General features: G+C 69.3%; 17 protein-coding genes. 6 read left to right on the top strand and 11 right to left on the bottom strand.

The features are described 5' to 3' along the window. Nucleotides 1-149 precede the first annotated feature (149 nt). The 4 genes from ACRYCC_RS33270 to ACRYCC_RS33255 all read right to left on the bottom strand — a co-directional run bounded on the left by ACRYCC_RS33270 (nt 150) and on the right by ACRYCC_RS33255 (nt 4,342). Nucleotides 150-1,715 (bottom strand): GMC oxidoreductase, encoded by a 1,566-nt coding sequence (locus tag ACRYCC_RS33270; protein WP_433817744.1) that lies wholly within the window; start codon nt 1,713-1,715, stop codon nt 150-152. Between the two features lie 306 nt (nt 1,716-2,021). Continuing rightward, complete coding sequence (locus tag ACRYCC_RS33265) at nt 2,022-2,501, bottom strand: carboxymuconolactone decarboxylase family protein (protein WP_433817742.1); 480 nt, start codon at nt 2,499-2,501, stop codon at nt 2,022-2,024. Beyond that, the gene (locus ACRYCC_RS33260; RefSeq protein WP_433817741.1) at nt 2,498-3,577 is read right to left on the bottom strand and encodes an NAD(P)H-dependent amine dehydrogenase family protein; all 1,080 of its coding nucleotides are present in this window, start codon (nt 3,575-3,577) and stop codon (nt 2,498-2,500) included. The genes ACRYCC_RS33265 and ACRYCC_RS33260 overlap by 4 nt, the downstream gene beginning before the upstream one ends. Before the next feature lie 87 nt (nt 3,578-3,664). Then, a complete protein-coding gene (locus tag ACRYCC_RS33255) occupies nt 3,665-4,342 on the bottom strand; it encodes a winged helix-turn-helix transcriptional regulator (RefSeq protein WP_433817740.1) in 678 nt (225 codons plus the stop codon). Nucleotides 4,343-4,429: 87 nt separating this feature from the next. Between ACRYCC_RS33255 and ACRYCC_RS33250 the strand changes: the two genes are divergently transcribed. Further along, entirely contained in the window at nt 4,430-5,269 is an 840-nt protein-coding gene (locus tag ACRYCC_RS33250) for a class I SAM-dependent methyltransferase (RefSeq protein WP_433817739.1), read from the top strand. Between the two features lie 11 nt (nt 5,270-5,280). Here the strand turns inward: ACRYCC_RS33250 and ACRYCC_RS33245 are convergent, their stop codons facing one another. The 3 genes from ACRYCC_RS33245 to ACRYCC_RS33235 all read right to left on the bottom strand — a co-directional run bounded on the left by ACRYCC_RS33245 (nt 5,281) and on the right by ACRYCC_RS33235 (nt 9,324). Beyond that, on the bottom strand, nt 5,281-6,129 hold the full coding sequence (locus ACRYCC_RS33245) for a DUF3152 domain-containing protein (RefSeq protein WP_433817737.1): 849 nt from the start codon (nt 6,127-6,129) through the stop codon (nt 5,281-5,283). A 172-nt stretch (nt 6,130-6,301) separates the two neighbouring features. Next, nucleotides 6,302-7,705, bottom strand: a complete 1,404-nt coding sequence (locus tag ACRYCC_RS33240) for an SPFH domain-containing protein (RefSeq protein ID WP_433817736.1) — start codon at nt 7,703-7,705, stop codon at nt 6,302-6,304. Nucleotides 7,706-7,878: 173 nt separating this feature from the next. Continuing rightward, the gene (locus tag ACRYCC_RS33235; protein WP_433817735.1) at nt 7,879-9,324 is read right to left on the bottom strand and encodes an MFS transporter; all 1,446 of its coding nucleotides are present in this window, start codon (nt 9,322-9,324) and stop codon (nt 7,879-7,881) included. Between the two features lie 111 nt (nt 9,325-9,435). Here ACRYCC_RS33235 and ACRYCC_RS33230 point away from each other — a divergent pair, with 111 nt between their 5' ends. Further along, the gene (locus tag ACRYCC_RS33230) at nt 9,436-9,909 is read left to right on the top strand and encodes a MarR family winged helix-turn-helix transcriptional regulator (RefSeq protein ID WP_433817734.1); all 474 of its coding nucleotides are present in this window, start codon (nt 9,436-9,438) and stop codon (nt 9,907-9,909) included. A gap of 132 nt (nt 9,910-10,041) precedes the next feature. After that, entirely contained in the window at nt 10,042-10,425 is a 384-nt protein-coding gene (locus ACRYCC_RS33225; protein WP_433817733.1) for a helix-turn-helix domain-containing protein, read from the top strand. A gap of 4 nt (nt 10,426-10,429) precedes the next feature. On the opposite strand, the gene ACRYCC_RS33220 is transcribed toward ACRYCC_RS33225, so the two are convergent. Then, entirely contained in the window at nt 10,430-11,038 is a 609-nt protein-coding gene (locus ACRYCC_RS33220; protein WP_433817999.1) for a ClpP family protease, read from the bottom strand. Continuing rightward, on the bottom strand, nt 11,038-11,649 hold the full coding sequence (locus ACRYCC_RS33215) for an ATP-dependent Clp protease proteolytic subunit (RefSeq protein ID WP_433817732.1): 612 nt from the start codon (nt 11,647-11,649) through the stop codon (nt 11,038-11,040). The genes ACRYCC_RS33220 and ACRYCC_RS33215 overlap by 1 nt, the downstream gene beginning before the upstream one ends. A 340-nt stretch (nt 11,650-11,989) precedes the next feature. Between ACRYCC_RS33215 and ACRYCC_RS33210 the strand changes: the two genes are divergently transcribed. Together ACRYCC_RS33210 and speD are read left to right on the top strand one after the other, a co-directional pair. Beyond that, entirely contained in the window at nt 11,990-12,520 is a 531-nt protein-coding gene (locus tag ACRYCC_RS33210; protein WP_433817731.1) for a hypothetical protein, read from the top strand. Continuing rightward, nucleotides 12,520-12,909 (top strand): S-adenosylmethionine decarboxylase, encoded by a 390-nt coding sequence (speD, locus tag ACRYCC_RS33205; RefSeq protein WP_433817730.1) that lies wholly within the window; start codon nt 12,520-12,522, stop codon nt 12,907-12,909. The genes ACRYCC_RS33210 and speD overlap by 1 nt, the downstream gene beginning before the upstream one ends. A 181-nt stretch (nt 12,910-13,090) precedes the next feature. On the opposite strand, the gene ACRYCC_RS33200 is transcribed toward speD, so the two are convergent. Further along, a complete protein-coding gene (locus ACRYCC_RS33200) occupies nt 13,091-14,263 on the bottom strand; it encodes an amidohydrolase family protein (protein ID WP_433817729.1) in 1,173 nt (390 codons plus the stop codon). 255 nt (nt 14,264-14,518) lie between these two features. Here ACRYCC_RS33200 and ACRYCC_RS33195 point away from each other — a divergent pair, with 255 nt between their 5' ends. Then, on the top strand, nt 14,519-15,130 hold the full coding sequence (locus ACRYCC_RS33195) for a hypothetical protein (RefSeq protein ID WP_433817727.1): 612 nt from the start codon (nt 14,519-14,521) through the stop codon (nt 15,128-15,130). 49 nt (nt 15,131-15,179) lie between these two features. Here the strand turns inward: ACRYCC_RS33195 and ACRYCC_RS33190 are convergent, their stop codons facing one another. Continuing rightward, a complete protein-coding gene (locus tag ACRYCC_RS33190) occupies nt 15,180-15,713 on the bottom strand; it encodes a pyridoxamine 5'-phosphate oxidase family protein (RefSeq protein WP_433817726.1) in 534 nt (177 codons plus the stop codon). Between the last annotated feature and the right edge of the window lie 85 nt (nt 15,714-15,798).

Genomic DNA, 15,798 nt, shown 5'->3' with positions numbered 1-15,798 from the left:
CCTCGGACGGATCGGTGGTGAGAGCACACCGGCTGCGAGGACCACCTCGAGCAGCGTCCGTCCGTGCCTGCGATGCGTGCTTGCGATGCGTGCTTACGTGGGGAGTCCGGCCACACGCGCCCGTGGCCGGCCACCACATCAGACCGTCATTACAGGTCGGTAGCGATGATCTTCTCGATGTTCCGTTCGGCGAGCGCCGTGATGGTGACGAACGGGTTGACACTGGTGTTGCCGGGGATCAGCGAGCCGTCGATGACGTACAGGCCGGAGTAGCCGAGGAGGCGGCCGTAGTTGTCGGTGGCCTTGTTGAGGACCGCGCCGCCGAGCGGGTGGTACGTGAGGTGGTCGCCCCAGATCTTGTAGGTGCCGAAGAGATCGGTCCGGTAGATCGTCCCCTCCTTGGCGTTGATCTTGTCGAAGATGGTCTTGGCCGCGTCGATGGCCGGCTGCTTCCAGGCGGTCTGCCAGTTCAGGTCGGCCTTGCCGGTCGCGGCGTTCCAGGTGAACGTGGCGCGGTTCGGGTTCTTGGTGATCGTGAGATAGAACGACGCGAACGTCTCGATCCCGGTGGGCAGCGGTGCGACCTCGGCGAACGCGCCGCCGGCGGCCCAGTTGTCGATGCCGCCCGTGGGGATGGACGACTGGAGCGCACCGGTGGGGTCCCACAGGTGGTTGGCGCGGCCGCACATGACGTTGCCGTTGTCGCCCCAGCCCTTGCCGACCTCGCTGTTCAGGTTGGGCAGCGCGCCGGTGGCCTTCAGCTTGACCAGCAGCTTGCTGGTACCGACGCTGCCGGCCGCGAAGAACACCTTGTCCGCGGTCACGGTCTTGGTGGTCGTGGTGTCGCCGGTGGTGTTGATCTGGTCGATGACGACCGTGTAGCCGCCACCGGCCGCCGGGGTGACCGAGGTGACCTTGTGCAGCGGCGAGATGGTGACCTTGCCGGTCGCCTTGATCTGCGCGATGTAGGTCTTCTGCAGGGACTTCTTGCCGTAGTTGTTGCCGTAGAGGATCTCGGCGGCCAGCGCCGACTTGGGGACGGTCCCGGCCGCCTCCTGCTTCATGTAGTCCCAGTCGTACACGGTGGGCACGAAGACGAACGGGAAGCCGGAACGCTGGGCGTGCTTACGGCCGACCCGGGCGTACTGGTAGCAGTCGGTGGTCTCGAACCACACCGGGTCGATGGTGCCGACTCCGAGCGCGGCGTTGGCGCGGGGGTAGTAGGTGTTGTACATCTCGTCGGCGTTGACCGACGGGAGGATGGCGCCGAAGTTCTCCCGCTTGGGGGTGACCGCCATGCCGCCGTTGACCAGCGAACCGCCACCGACGCCGCGGCCCTGGTAGACGATGATGCCGCCGAACTCCTCGGCGTCGAGGATCCCGGTGTACTTGGGGATGGTCTTGTCGATCGGGAAGCCGAGGAAGTTGCTGAGGGGCTGCTTGGTCTTGGTACGGAGCCAGTAGGAGCGGGCGTCCGGGCTGGTGGTGTTGGCGAAGATCTTGCCGTCCGAGCCGGGGGTGTCCCAGGCCATGCCCATCTCGATCATGTGCACGTTGACGCCCGCCTGAGCCAGGCGCAGCGCGGCGACGGAGCCGCCGTACCCGGTGCCGATCACCAGGGCCGGGACGTGGGCCCCGTTGTCGATCGGAGCGGCGGTGGGGGCGGCGGCCGCCCGGGCTGCGGTGGCGAGACCTGCGGCGGCTACGACCCCCATTCCAAAGATAGAACCAGTTCCAGCGATGAATCCACGGCGCGATACGCCCTTGGAAGCGCTACCACGCAAGGTGGGGTCACCCATGTGACGTTCCTCACTCTCGACGGAATGAGAACAAGTTCTACATGTTGCTCGCGCGTTAAGTCACTACGTACTGGCGAGTAATGTGTGGCTGATCACATTTTCGGGAGCGCCGGATCACAGTGTGTTCGTCCGCTTCGCGGAGCGTGACCGCGTGATCGCAGGCAGGATCTCCGGCGGTGCACGGCGCCGGATCAGGTCGGCACGCCAGGCCCGGCGAGCGGGTCAGCGGCGGGGCAGCAGGCAGACGGTGTCGAGGCCCAGCACGTGGTTGAGCCGGCCGAAGGCCAGCCAGGAGCCGATGCTCATGCTCAGCTCCACGATCTCGAGCTGGCTGTAGTGCGCGGTCATCCGAGTCCAGAACTCGTCGTCGAGGCCGTGGTGATCCAGGGCGTACCGCTCGGCGTACTCGGCGGCCAGCCGGGTGCGGTCGTCGAAGGCGTCGGTGGTGCGCCACTCGGTCACCGCGTCGGCGAACTCCTCCTCGACCTTCTCCCCGTCCCGCTCGGTCCGCCAGTCGAGGCAGAAGACGCACCCGTTGATCTGCGCTATCCGCAGCCGCGCGGCCTCGAACTCACGGAGCCCGAGGGTGGTGTGGGCGTACACCGAGAGCGAGAAGTTGGAGGCGGCGATCCCGATGCCGGGGACCATCTCGCCCCACACGTACTCGATCGCGTCCTTGCCCTCGGGGATGTCGATGTTCATGGTTGCTTCCTTCCGAGCTTGCCGACTGCCGGGCGCAGTGGGACGTCGAGCGCGTCGTAGAGTCCGGGTTCCGCGTCCACGAGCCAGTCGATGGCGCTCACCAGCCGGCCGACCGCGGTGGCGTTCCCGCCCGCGGACCGGTTGCCGCCCTCGTCGGTGGCCTCGACCGTGACCTCGATGCGCGGGCGGCCCTCGATGACCACCCGGTGCGCCCCGTCGCCGTCGGGCGGCGTCGGCCAGTCCGGTGCGCAGGACGCGTGGATACGGGTGACGTGTTCGATGACGAGGCGCGGTTCGCCCTCGACGATGCCCTGCACCTCGAACCGCACGGCGCCCTGGGTACCGGCCTCGAACTCGCCCATCGTCTTGGTGCTCACCGTGGCGTCGAGCGGGCGCCGGTCCAGGGTCTCGCGGATCTCGTCGAGCTCGACGCCGAGCGCCCTGGCCATCAGCCGGATCTGCCCGCCCCACACCATGGTCGGGACCGTCGGCGAGAGCATCGGCGGCTCGTAGTCCATCGGCTGGCCCATCCCGACCAGGTACCGGACCGAGTCCTCCTGGTCGTAGGTGGAGTAGTCGAAGATCTCCTGGCAGCGGATCACGTCCACGGTGCTGCCGAGCCCGCTGAGCAGCAGCGGCAGCACGTCGTTGCCCCAGCCGGGGTCGACGCCGGAGACGAACAGCGAGCCGCCGCCGGCCGCGATGGCCGCCAGCACCGGTTCCCGCAGCTCCGGCGGGGCGTTGCGCTGGTCGTAGAGCGCGTACAACGCCGGGGTGACGACCACGGCGCCGGCCCGGATCGCCCTGACGATGTCGGCGAGCGCATCGTCAGGTCGGATGTCGCCGGACGCCGCGTACACCACCGCTTGGGGGCCGGTGGCCAGCACCGCGTCGATGTCGTCGGTCGCCGCGATCCCCAGGTCGCGGCCGAGCCCGCCGAGTTCACCCGCGTCGCGGCCGACCTTGTCTGGGTTGTGGACGAGTACGGCGGTGAGCTTCAGTGCGGGGTGGGCCTCGACGGCTCGGATGGCCAGACGACCGACGTTGCCGGTGCCCCAGACAATCGTGGAGATCATGTGCCGGACGGTAGCAAACGCTTGGTTCTGTGAACAGGGTCACAACCATCCCCGCCGACCGCCCACGCCGACCGCCCCGCCGGAGGGTCAGACGGGGCGAGGCACCGAGGCGAACGTCGAGAGCGTGAACCAGCCGGGCATCTCCCGGCGGAGCTCCTCGGGGCCGTGGACGTCGACCGCGCCGGAGCGCAGGGCGTCGGGCCAGCCGAGGTCACCGCGCCAGATATCGACCAGGTGGCGCAGGCCCGCGGTCACCCGCACCGCCACGGGGTGACCGGGGTCCACGTCGCAGACGTCGGCTTCGCCGGACTCGATCACCAGCCACCAGTCCCGGGCGCGCGGCTGCACGTCCGGGAAGCTGAACAGCACCACGGTCCGGCCGGTCGGCACCGCCTCGTGGTCGATGCGCCGGCGCATGTCCCACAGCAGCAGTTTGGGGTCCAGGTCGATCTCACCGAGCCGGCCGATCCAGCGGGTGCCCCAGACGCCGAGCGCCTCGACCACCGGCCGCAGCTCCTGGCCGGCCGGGGTCAGGACGTACCGTACGTCGTTGCCGTCGGTCGCCCTCTCCACGATGCCGGCGCGCATCAGCTGCTGCATGCGCTTGGACAGCAGCGTGGGAGACATCCTCGGCACACCACGGCGTATCTCGTTGAAGTGCCTGCTCCCGGACAGCAGTTCCCGTACGACGAGCAGGGTCCAGCGCTCGTCGAGCATTTCCATGGCCTTGGCGATGGGGCAGAACTGGTAGTACGAGGCTCCCATGGGTGCAGCGTAGAGCCCGGCCCTGGCGTCCGCCCGGTACAGATGTTGTACTAGGAGGTGATTCGGCCGTTACCTAGAGTCGGTTCCATGAGCGAATTGATCAGCGTGGACGAGACGGACCGTGCCTTGAAGGCCAAGCACCGCGCCATGTGGGCGCTGGGCGACTACCCGGCAGTGGCCTCGGAGGTCATCCCTGACCTGGGCGCCACCCTGGTGGAGGCGTGCGGGGTCCGGCCCGGCGACCGGGTGCTGGACATCGCGGCCGGCTCGGGAAACGTCGCGATCCCCGCGGCGCTGGCGGGCGCCCAGGTGGTCGCCAGCGACCTGACCCCGGAGCTGCTGGAGGCCGGGCGCCGGGCGTCGGCACGGCGCGGCGCGGAGCTGGAGTGGTGCCAGGCCGACGCCGAGGAGCTGCCGTTCGCCGACGGCGAGTTCGACGCCGTGCTGTCCTGCGTCGGGATCATGTTCGCCCCGCACCACCAGGCCGCCGCCGACGAGATGCTCCGCGTCTGCCGCCCGGGCGGCACCCTCGGCGTGATCAGCTGGACGCCGGAGGGTTTCATCGGCCAGATGTTCGCGGCGATGAAGCCCTACGTGTCCCCGCCGCCCGGCACGCAGCCGCCACCCCTGTGGGGACGGCCGGAACACGTCCGCGCACTCCTCGGCGACCGGATCACCGACGTCACGGCCGACCGGCGGACCGTTCGGATCGACCGGTTCCCGACGCCCGAGGCGTTCCGCGACTTCTTCAAATCCCACTACGGCCCGACCATCGCCGCCTACCGCGGCCTCGCGGACGACCCTGACCGCGTCGCCGCCCTGGACGAGGACCTGGCCGCCCTCGCCCGCCGCCACACCGCCGGCACCGGCTCCAGCTCGATGGACTGGGAATACCTGCTGTTCACCGCACGCCGAACAGGGGGCTAGCCGCGCGGAGGTCAGGGGACGCCGGGGCCGCTGAGGAGCCGGCCGCGGGAGTCGTAGGGCCAGCCGTTGGCGACGCAGCCGTGCAGGCCGTAGATCTGCTGCATCATCACCGGGGCGGGCTTGCCCTTGCCGGGACAGGCCATGTGGCCGAAGCCCAGCCGGTGGCCGATCTCATGGTCGATCGCCAGCGCGTGGTAGAGGTCGGGCCTGCCCCGGTAGTAGGGGGTGAGGAGGATCCATCGCCTGAGGTTGATCACGACGTCACCGGGAGCGCTGCAGTTGACCTTCCCGCCGGTCTGCATTCCGTTCGCCGCGCACAGCCTCTCGGAGGTGTCCGGCGAGGCCAGGGTGACCACGAAGTCGTACGGCTTGGCGTCGACGCGCTGGAAGGACCACCTGCCGGCCGCCGTCCAGCCGCGCGGGGCCGCCAGGATCGTGTCGACGGCCCGGGCGAACTCCCCGGTCCGCCGGCCGATGCCCTTCTCCACCCGCACCGCGTAGCGGATCAGCGTCCCGCCGTCACCGACGCGGCGGGTGCCGCCCTTGGCGGCGGTGAAGGTCCCCAGCCCCCTCGCTGGTACGTCCGGCGTCCTGCTCCCCCTGCCCTTGGGGGAGACGAGGGGCTTGGCCGTGGGGGAGGTGGCGGGCGTGGCCGTGCCGTCGTGCCCGGAGGGAGCCGGTGCGGCGTTCCTGGCCGTGGCCGGTGACATCGCAGGCCAGAGGGCCCAGCCGAGGGCTCCCGCCGTGCCGACCGCGACCAAGGCGATCACCGCGACGAGGAGCCCGGTCCGGCGGCCCCGCTCGGCGCGGTGGAAGTCGTCGGCGAACCAGTCGGGTTCGCCGTCGCCACGTGGGGGCACCCCAGGGGGCACTGAGCAGGGCACCGGGCCCGAGGGAGACGATCGCATGACAACGGAAGTGTGCCAACGCACACATCCCATTGCTTCCCGATAGCCCCCTTCCTCCCTATGGGGTATCCCACTGCAACGATCGGCCCGGATCGGACATCGCGCGAGGCCGTCCAGGGACCGTCTACTTCTCGGGGTCGCTCTCCGTGGCCGTCCGGAGCGCGCCGAGCACGCCGGACAGTTCGGCGATCAGGCCTGCCAGCGTCGTGGCGTTGTTGCCCCCGATGGTGACCGAACGTACCTCGTCGGGCTTGGGGAGCTTCTCCACGATCTCGGGCAGCGAGCCGACCAGCTTCGCCTGGATGCTGGCCGGGGTCTGCTCGTTCGCCATCGCCGCGCGGATCCGTTCCCGTTCCAGCACCAGGAGGCTGAGTTCGTGCGCGGACCGGGCCTTGGCCGCCGCCTGGTCCAGCTGGCCGTCGAGTTCGAGCCGCTTCAGCTCCCGCTCGGTGCCGATCCGCAACCGCCCGGTCTCCGCCTCCTCGGCGTTGCGCTCCCGCTCCAGCCGCAGCGCGTGCAGCGTCGTCTCCTTCTCGAGCTCGGCCACGTCGCGGGTGCTGTCGTGTTCGACCCGGGTGCGCCGCAGTTGCTCGGTCGCCTCGGTGTCGAACAGGCGTGCCTCGTTGCGGGCGCGTAGCTCGGCGAGTTCCCGCTGGTTCTCGATCTGCCGGGTCTCCCGCAGCCGGGCGGCGGCCATCTCGCGTTCGGAGATCGCCTCTTCGGCCTGGAGCTCCGCCAGGCGGGCGATTCTGGCCTGGTCGGACCGGTAGGGCTTCTGCAGGTTCTCCCACAGTCTCGACGAGCTGACCACGGCCTCTTTGATCTGCACGGTGACGATGCGCAGGCCCAGCCCCTGGTCGCTGTTGTCCTCGCCCTCGGCGACCGCCCGCAGCCTGGCCGTCAGTTCCTCGATGATCGGCTGCTTGTCGCTGAGCACGTCGCGCACGCCCATGGTGGACACCTTGTCCTTGATCGCTGCCTCGGCCTGCTCCTTGAGCTGCAGGTTGACCAGCCGCATCGGATCCTCGCCGTCGCTGAAGTCCAGCTTGCGGTAGGCCGTGCCGAAGTCCTGAATGATCCACTGCACGTACCCCTGAACGAGCACGCCCTGCAGCTCCCCGCAGATGCAGTACGCGTTGATCAGGATCGTCTGGGTGGCCCCCGGAACCACCAGGAAGGAGTCGGTGGCCGGGTTGTACTTGAACGACATGCCGAGCCCGATGTGCAGGGGTGCCGGCTTGCCGCGCCGAGTGTGGACCACGAAGGCGTTCGGCGGCACGATGACGGTCTTCCACCGCCACCATCCACTGATCCGTACGTCGACGGGGCCAGGCCCCGGCTTGGGGGAGGCCACGGCGCCAAGGGACCGCTCCCGCTTCATGAGCGGGCTCACCGAGCCGGGCGCCGCCGCCGCAACGGGGGCGGCACCGTACGCGCGTCTCGATCTGAGGTCGTCCTCCAGGACGGCCTGCTGCGCGACCACCTGATCCAGATAAGTGTTGCCGCCACCTTCACCAGACGAACTCATCACGCCTCCGTAGGACGCAGAAACCGAGACGACCCCGGTACACCGCCGCGAGTCTGACGTACGACGCGAAGAGCCCGCACCCGGTTCCGCAGGACCCGGGTGCGGGCTGGGCCGCCGTCGCCGTTTCGCCCGCGGGGCCCTCGTGAGCCCGCATGCGGCGGAACGGCGGGGTTTCAGGCCACGACCTCCGCGGGCACGTCGGCCGTGATCACGTGTTCGGCCGGGCGGGCGGCTCTGCGTGCGGGGATGGTGAGGGTGATGGCGGCGGCGAGGAGGGCGCTGCCGCCGCCGAGGAGCAGGCCGACCCGGAAGCCTTGCTCGGACGGGAGGGCATGTCCACCCAGCTGGACGGTCATCTGGGCCAGGACGACTCCGACCACGGTCGCCGAAACCGCGGTGCCGATGGAGCGCATCAGGGTGTTGAAGCTGTTGGCCGAGGCGGTCTCCGACACCGGCACCGCGCCCATGATGAGGGCGGGCATCGCCCCGTAGGCCAGGCCGACACCGGTGTTGCAGATGCAGCCGACGAGGACCAGTCCCCACACCGACCCCATCAGGACCAGGGAGGAGGCGTAGCCGAGGGCGATGACCAGGGTGCCGGCGAACAGGGTGACCTTCGGCCCGCGAGCCGCGGTCAGCTTCCCGCCGACCGGTGCCAGCAGCATCATCATCAGGCCGCCCGGGGCCATCGCCAGCCCGGCGCCGAGCATCGAGGTGCCCAGGCCGTAGCCGGTGGCCTCGGGGAGCTGCAGCAGCTGGGGCACGATCAGCGCCTGGGCGTACATCGCGAAGCCCACCACGATCGAGGCCACGTTGGTCAGCAGGACCTGCGGCCGTGCGGTGACCCGCAGGTCGATCAGCGGGTCACCGGTCCGCAGCTCCCACAGGGCCCACACCGGCAGGACGACCAGCGAGACCGCGAACAGGCCGAGGATCGTGCCGCTCGTCCATCCCCAGTCGGAGCCCTTGGAGACACCGAGCAGCAGGCACAGCAGGCCGACCCCCAGACCGAGCGCGCCGAGCGGGTCGAAACGTGCCCGGGCCTTGACGGGTGTGGCGGGCACCACCAGCCAGGTGGCCACGGCGACCAGCAGGCTCAGCACCGCCGAGCCCCAGAACAGCACGCGCCAGCTCGCCTGCTCGGCGACCGCCGCCGAGATCGGCAGGCCCAGTGCCCCGCCGATGCCCATGGAGGCGCTGATAAGCGCGATCGCAGAGCCCAGCCGCTCGGGAGGCAGCAGGTCCCGAAGCGCGCTGACGGCAAGCGGAACGATGCCCATGCCGATGCCCTGCAGTCCCCGTCCGACGATCATCGGCGCGAGGGAGCCGGCCAGGGCGCAGACCACCGAGCCGGCGATGAGCGGCGCCAGCAGGGTCAGCATCATGCGCTTCTTGCCGTACAGGTCACCCAGCCGCCCGGTCACCGGCGTGGCGACCGCCGCCGCCAGCAGCGTGCCGGTGATCGCCCAGGTCGCGTTGGAGGCGCTGGTGTGCAGGATCTGCGGGAGCTCGCCGATCAACGGCACCACCAGCGTCTGCATGACCGAGGCGACAATGCCGGCCAGCGCCAGCACGCCGACGATCCTGCCGGAGCCGGCACCGGATGTGGAGTCGCCCATGCGGGCCTCCCGTTCTTGCTCGCGGAGACAAATGTGCATCGTACACATGCACCATACACTTGTTATGTATTAGCCACAAGTTATGTACACTGCATGTCAGGTGTGTTACCGATGAGCGGCACACGGGAGGACGGCATGGACAAGCCCACCCACCTGGTCGAATACGAGACCATGCTGCTCGGACGGCACACTCTGGGCGCCCGGTCCCGGCGGGAGGGCGGCCTCCTGGACCGCAGTGCCTACATCCTGCTCAGCCGAATCCGGATGGAGGGCCCGATGTCCATCCGCCAGCTCAGTGAGGCCTTCGGCTTGGACGCCTCCACGCTCAACCGGCAGACCGCCGCCATGCTCCGCGACGGACTGGTCGAACGCATCCCCGACCCCGCCGGGGGCATCGCCCGCAAGTTCCGCATCACCGCGGAGGGCGAGCGCCGCCTCGACGACGAGCGCGAGGCGATCGTCGGCGGGCTGGAGAAGATCCTGGACGCCTGGACGCCCGAAGAGGTGGCGACCTTCGCCGCCTACCTCCAGCGGTTCAACACCGACATCGAACGTCTCGCCGGACAGCCCTGGCCCCGCCCGTGACGGAAGCGGCCTGGCGGCCGGATGGCCGGGCCGGATATCGCTTGTCGCGAAAGGGGTGTTCGCGGACGGGGCTCTCAGGATAGGAACGAGGAGATCGAATCGATCCGGTGGGCGGATGGTGGAGGGCGGGTCATGCTGGAGCCTGTGGTGGCGGGAGCGCACGAGCCCAGGCCGAAGCCCCTGCTGCGTGTTCTGCTCGGTGACGTGCTGCGCGGTGTCCGCCGAGAGCAGGGGCGCACCCTCGCCGACGTGGCGCGTACCGCGCGGATCTCGATGCCCTACCTCTCGGAGCTGGAGCGGGGACGGAAGGAGGCCTCCTCGGAGGTGCTCGCCGCGGTCTGCGAGGCCCTGCGCGTCGAGTTGGCCGACGTGCTCGTCGAAGTCGGGCGCACGCTGGCGGCCGACCGTCTCCGCCGGACGGCCGCCGTCCGCCCCGGCGCCCTCCGCCCGGTGGCCGCCCGTCCGGTGGCCGCCCGTCCGGCGGGTACGCGAGACGCGCACTGCCTGGCGGCCTGAGCGCTCAGGCGGCCAGGACATCCCTGCGGTTGGAGATGACCACGTCCGCGAGGCCGTAGCCGACGGCCTCGCCGGCGTCGAACGTGCGGTTCCGGTCGGTGTCCGCCCTGATCTTCGACGCCGGGTGGCCGGTGTGGCGGCTGAGGATCTCGTCCATCTCGGCCCGTACCCGGGCCACCTCCTTGGCCTGGACCGCCAGGTCGGGCAGGGTGCCGCGGGCCTGGCTCGACGGCTGGTGGAGCATGACCTTGGCATGCCGCAGTACGGATCGCTTGCCCGGAGTGCCGGCGGCCAGTAGCACCGCCGCGGCCGATGACGCCTGGCCCATGCAGAACGTCGCGATGTCCGGCCGGACGAACTGCATCGTGTCGTAGATCGCGGTCAGCGCGCTGAACGAGCCGCCCGGGGAGTTGATGTACAGCCCGATCTCCTGGTCCGGGCTCGCCGACTCGAGATGCAGCAGCTGTGCCATCACGACGTTGGCGACGCCGTCGTCGATCTCGGTGCCGAGGAAGACGATCCGGTCCGAGAGCAGCCGGGAGAAGATGTCGAAGGCGCGCTCGCCGGTGGGGGTCTTCTCCACGACGGTGGGGATCGTGTACTGGCTCATGATCACAGCCCCGCCCGGGTGCGGGTGAAGGCGGGCCGGACGTCGTCCATGCGCTCCACGATGTGGTCGATGAGCCCGTAGTCGCGTGCCTCCTCCGCGGTGAACCACCGGTCTCGCAGGCTGTCGCGTTCGATGGTCTCCACCGGGCGGCCGGTCTGCCCGGCGGTCAGCCGGGTCAGCAGCGAGCCGATCCGCTCGAGCTGGCCGGCGTAGATCTCGACGTCGGCCGCGGTGCCGCCGAACCCGGCCGAACCCTGGTGCATGAGCACCTGGGCGTGCGGCAGGCTGAACCTCTTGCCCGGCGTCCCCGCGCTCAACAGGAACTGGCCCATGCTCCCGGCCAGGCCCATCGCGAGGGTGCTGACGTCGTTGGGGATCAGGTTCATCGTGTCGTAGATGGCCAGCCCCGCGCTGACCGAGCCGCCGGGGGAGTTGATGTAGAGGCTGATGTCGCTGCGCGGGTCCTCCGCCGACAGCAGCAGCAACTGGGCGCACAGCCTGTTCGCGATCTTGTCCTCGACCTCCGCGCCCAGCACGATGATGCGTTGCTGGAGCAGCCTGGTGGCGAGTTGGTCGTCGAGCGCGCCGCCGACGGCGACGACTTCGTCCGTCATGCTCATGGTCCCTCTGTGCTGGTCCGGCACCGGTGAACCCCGGTGCCATCCCGACGATAGGAACCGCCCACAGCCCGGAACAGCACTATCTGCTGCCAGCAGATAATCCGTCGCCCGGCCCGCCGCCGTGCCCGGGGCGAATCCGCCTGACCACTCCTTGCGACTGGTCGCGCGAGGGCCCCAGAAACACCCAGAAGAGAGGCGCGGCGCACCTGCACCGAGGGCGCTTCGGCGGACGGTCGGAGGCGATGACGCGCACCCCTGCTGTCCAGCCCGACAGCCCATGCCTGCTCCAGCTCAATCGACCCAGAACGGGGGCTCCCCCACCGTGAAGATCGACATGGAACACACCGTCAGCCTCACCCTCTTCGACGAGGTGTGGCCGCTCTACCAGGGCGCCTTCGAAGAGATCAACAAGCACGCCGTGCAGCGGCACATGATGACCTACGAAGAGTTCGCGGACGCCATGGAGGACACCCGCATCGGCAAGTGGCTCGCCCGCGACGACGACGGCGGGCTGGTCGGCATGGGGATCATGACCAACGACCTCACCGCCTGGCCGCTGATCTCCCCCGACTACTTCGAGTACCACTGGCCCAAGGAGTACCTCGAGCGGAAGATCTGGTACATCGGCTTCGTCTGCACGCGCAAGCCGACCGCGCCCAGCAGCACGTTCCCCGCGCTGATCTCGGAGATGTACATGCCCACCGTGGAAGCGGACGGCATCGCGGTCATGGACTTCGCCGCGGCCAACGTCGCCCGGCGGCTCCCCGAGGCCTCAAGCAAGATCCTCAACCGGGTCGTCCCCACCACCGGCGTCAACATCGACACCCAGCACTTCTGGACCTTCCACCCCACCCGGAGCGCGTGATGGCCGCGACCCGGCGATCGCACACCGGCACCGGCACGATGGTGTTCGGTATGGAGCTCATCCTCGACCTGGACGACTGCGACCCGAGGACGCTCGCCGACCGGGAGGCCCTCGCCCGGTACGCGGTGGAGCTCGTCGACCTCATCGAGATGAAGGCGTACGGCGAGCCCATCCTCGAGCACTTCGGCCACGACGACCCGATCACCGCCGGCTGGACCCTCGTCCAGCTGATCGAGACCTCGAGCATCACCGGCCACTTCTCCGACCACCTGCGCCGCGCGCACATCAACATCTTCTCGTGCCGGACATTCGACCCGGAGAAGGCGTCCACCTTCACGGAGCGCTACTTCGCCGCAGGCCGGGTCACCAGCACCGTTCTCATCCGATAGGACGCGCGATCTCCCGCTTCTCTCGCCCTGGTGCCGGCCGCCGGCACCAGGGCGTATCCGCTCGGCGGGCGTCGGCTCTGGCCTGCCGGGGCCGGCCGGCTTGCTCTGCTCTATGACTTGCGCGCCGGCCGGCCGTCCTGGGGGTACCCGGGGCAGGGAGTCACCCGGCTCCGGGCCCGGGTCAGATGCGGTAGAGCTTGGCGGCGGTGTCGCCGAGGACCTTGCGGCGGGTCTCCGGGCGCAGCGCCGACATCCTCCCCTCGACCGCCTTGAGCGGATCGGGATAGAGGCAGGTGGGGTGCGGGAAGTCGGTCTCGAACATGACGTTGTCCTCGCCGACGCGGTCGATCAGGCCCTGGAGGTCGCCGGCGTTCTCCTCGAACCAGAACGTCGCGTACCAGTGGTCCTTGAAGTACTCGGACGGCTTGCGGGACAGCGCCGCGGCCTGCGCGGGCGCGTTCTCCATGATCTCGTAGTCCGCGGTCTCGAGGATGAACGGGACCCAGCCCATGCCGCTCTCGACGGAGACCATCTTCAGCTCGGGATGCCGGTCGAAGATCCCGGCGTAGATGCTGTTGAGCACGACCCGGGCGTTGTTCAGGAACAGCATCGCTCCGCCGACGGCGGGCTTGAGGTTCTGGTGCAGGGACGGCCAGAAGTACTTCCCGTAGAAGTTGAGCGAGGTCAGGCTGGCCCCGATGTGGAAGTGCACGGGGAGTTTGAGGTCCGCGCACACCTCCCACAGCGCGTCCCAGTCGCGGTGGGCGAGGTCGGGAGCGCCGGTCTCCTGCGGGTCCGAGGTCATGTTCACGCCGCGGAAGCCCGCGTCGGCCGCGCGCTGCGCCTCCCGGACGGCCGCCTCGACGCTCCACGCCGGCATGACCGCCATGGGGAGGAAGCGGTTCTTCGACCAGTCCTGCAGCTCGGCCATCGAGTCGTTGTAGATCTCGATGGTCAGCTGGCGCAGCACCGGGTCGTGGACGTCGTTGGCGATGGTCTGACCGCCGATGCCGATGGCGTTCGGGTAGAGCACCTGCGCGTGGAAGCCGTTCTGGTCCATGTACTCCAGCCGGGCCTCACGATCCCAGGCCGCCCGGTGAACCCAGTCGATGCCGTTGTGCTTGCTCTCCTCGAACGGGAACTTCTCGCCGTCCCGGCTGACCACCCCACCGCCCCGGGCCGGGCCGATCTTCACGTCCTTCTCCACGATCCACCACGGCTCGCCGTCGATGTCCACCACGCGGGGGACGCGGTCCTCGTAGCCCTTCGGCGCACGTGAAGTGAAAAGGTCGTGACGTTCCGTAAGGTGCGTGTCCGCGTCGATGACCCGCAACTCGTCAGCCGGCTTCACCATCTGCCCTCAATTCCCCACGCCGCGCGACCACCGACGATCACGGGCGAGACTTCATCGCGATTCCTGGCCAACTCGTGTCATCAGATCTATATCTCGCTCCGGCTATAAAAAGCAAGCGTTCACTCCATCAACCGGGCGCTGGGATCGGAACGCTGGATCACAAAACAGGTGCGAACAGCATTTATCCGAGCACATCTCCTATGTCGGACTGCGTGTCGTCCCGGCATGGCGAGGAGGCAGGGTTACCTTCAGGGCGTGAAGATCACCCCGACGCTCCGCGTCGCCGTCGCCGCGATCGCCCTCACGACCGTTGTGTCCGCCTGTACGGGCACCACCGAGCAGGGGACGGGTCCGGGTTCGGACGGCGCCGTCCCCGCCGGCGGGACCGGCCGGATGGTGGTGTTGTCCAATCCGGGCCACGTCACCTACACCACCCACCCGGCCGGATGCCACGTCCGTGGGAACAGCCCCACGACACTGCTGCCGGACCCTTCGTGCACGCCTGGCGGGATCGATCCGAAGGTCACCCAGGCCAACCTGTCCTCCACGATCTGCAAGTCCGGCTACACCGCCACGGTCCGGCCGCCCTCCAGCGACACCGGTAAGGCCAAGCGGCTGCTCTACAGCGCCTACGGCATCCCGGCCGACGAGAAGAGCGAACTCGACCATCAGGTCTCGCTGGAACTGGGTGGCGACAACGACATCGCCAACCTCTGGCCGGAGGTGGGCAAGATCCCCAACCCCAAGGACGCGGTGGAGAACCGGCTGCACCGGGCGGTGTGCGCGGGCACCGTCACGCTCGCAGCGGCCCAGCGCGCAATCGCCACCGACTGGATCCACGCCGAGCGGGATCTCGGCCTGTCCTAATCGGTCCTCCTAGATGGCAGCGGTGCGGGCAGGCCTTCGGCCTCGGTCGTCACGCTCGGCCCCGACTCTGGAAGTCCTCCATGCTGGTGCCTCCGGGCAGCCGGGTCTGGAAGTCGAGGACCCCGACCCAGGTCGGCCGCACGGCGATGCGGATCATCTTCGTGCCGGGGTGATCGACCTCCGCCACATTGGCAGCGCCCTGTTCCTCCCCGGCGTAGCGGCGCTGGGCCAGCGCGTACTCCGGCACGATCCCGTCGACGTCGGTGACCGACGCCCGGCCGCGGATGAGGAGCACCATGGGCGGGGTGGACGCGGCGTCGATGGTGATGGCGACGTCGGGCTTCGCCCGCAGTGCGCGGACCTTGGCGCCCCCGAACGTCGAGAGCACGACCTCGGTTCCGGTCCAATGGAACAACATCGGAAATACGCGTGGCGTGCCGTCCGCCGCCACATACGCCAGCCGCGCCAACTCCTTCGAGGCGAGCAGCCGTTGCGCGACGTCGCTGTCCAGCAAGCCGACATCACCTTGCGGTAGCGCCATCACGTCTCCGTGGTTTTCGATCTTCATCAGGCGGTTCCTCATCGTCGTCGACCACGCAGATCGAGGTCGTCGGTGTTGAGACGGTGAAACGGCTGGAAAGGAATCGCTGCCCGAACGGGGGTCGAGC

It is taken from the genome of Actinomadura scrupuli (assembly GCF_050971785.1).
Lineage (GTDB): Bacteria > Actinomycetota > Actinomycetes > Streptosporangiales > Streptosporangiaceae > Actinomadura_E > Actinomadura_E scrupuli.
The sequence above is the reverse complement of the archived record's forward strand: the minus strand, read 5'-3'. Positions and strand labels throughout refer to the sequence as shown.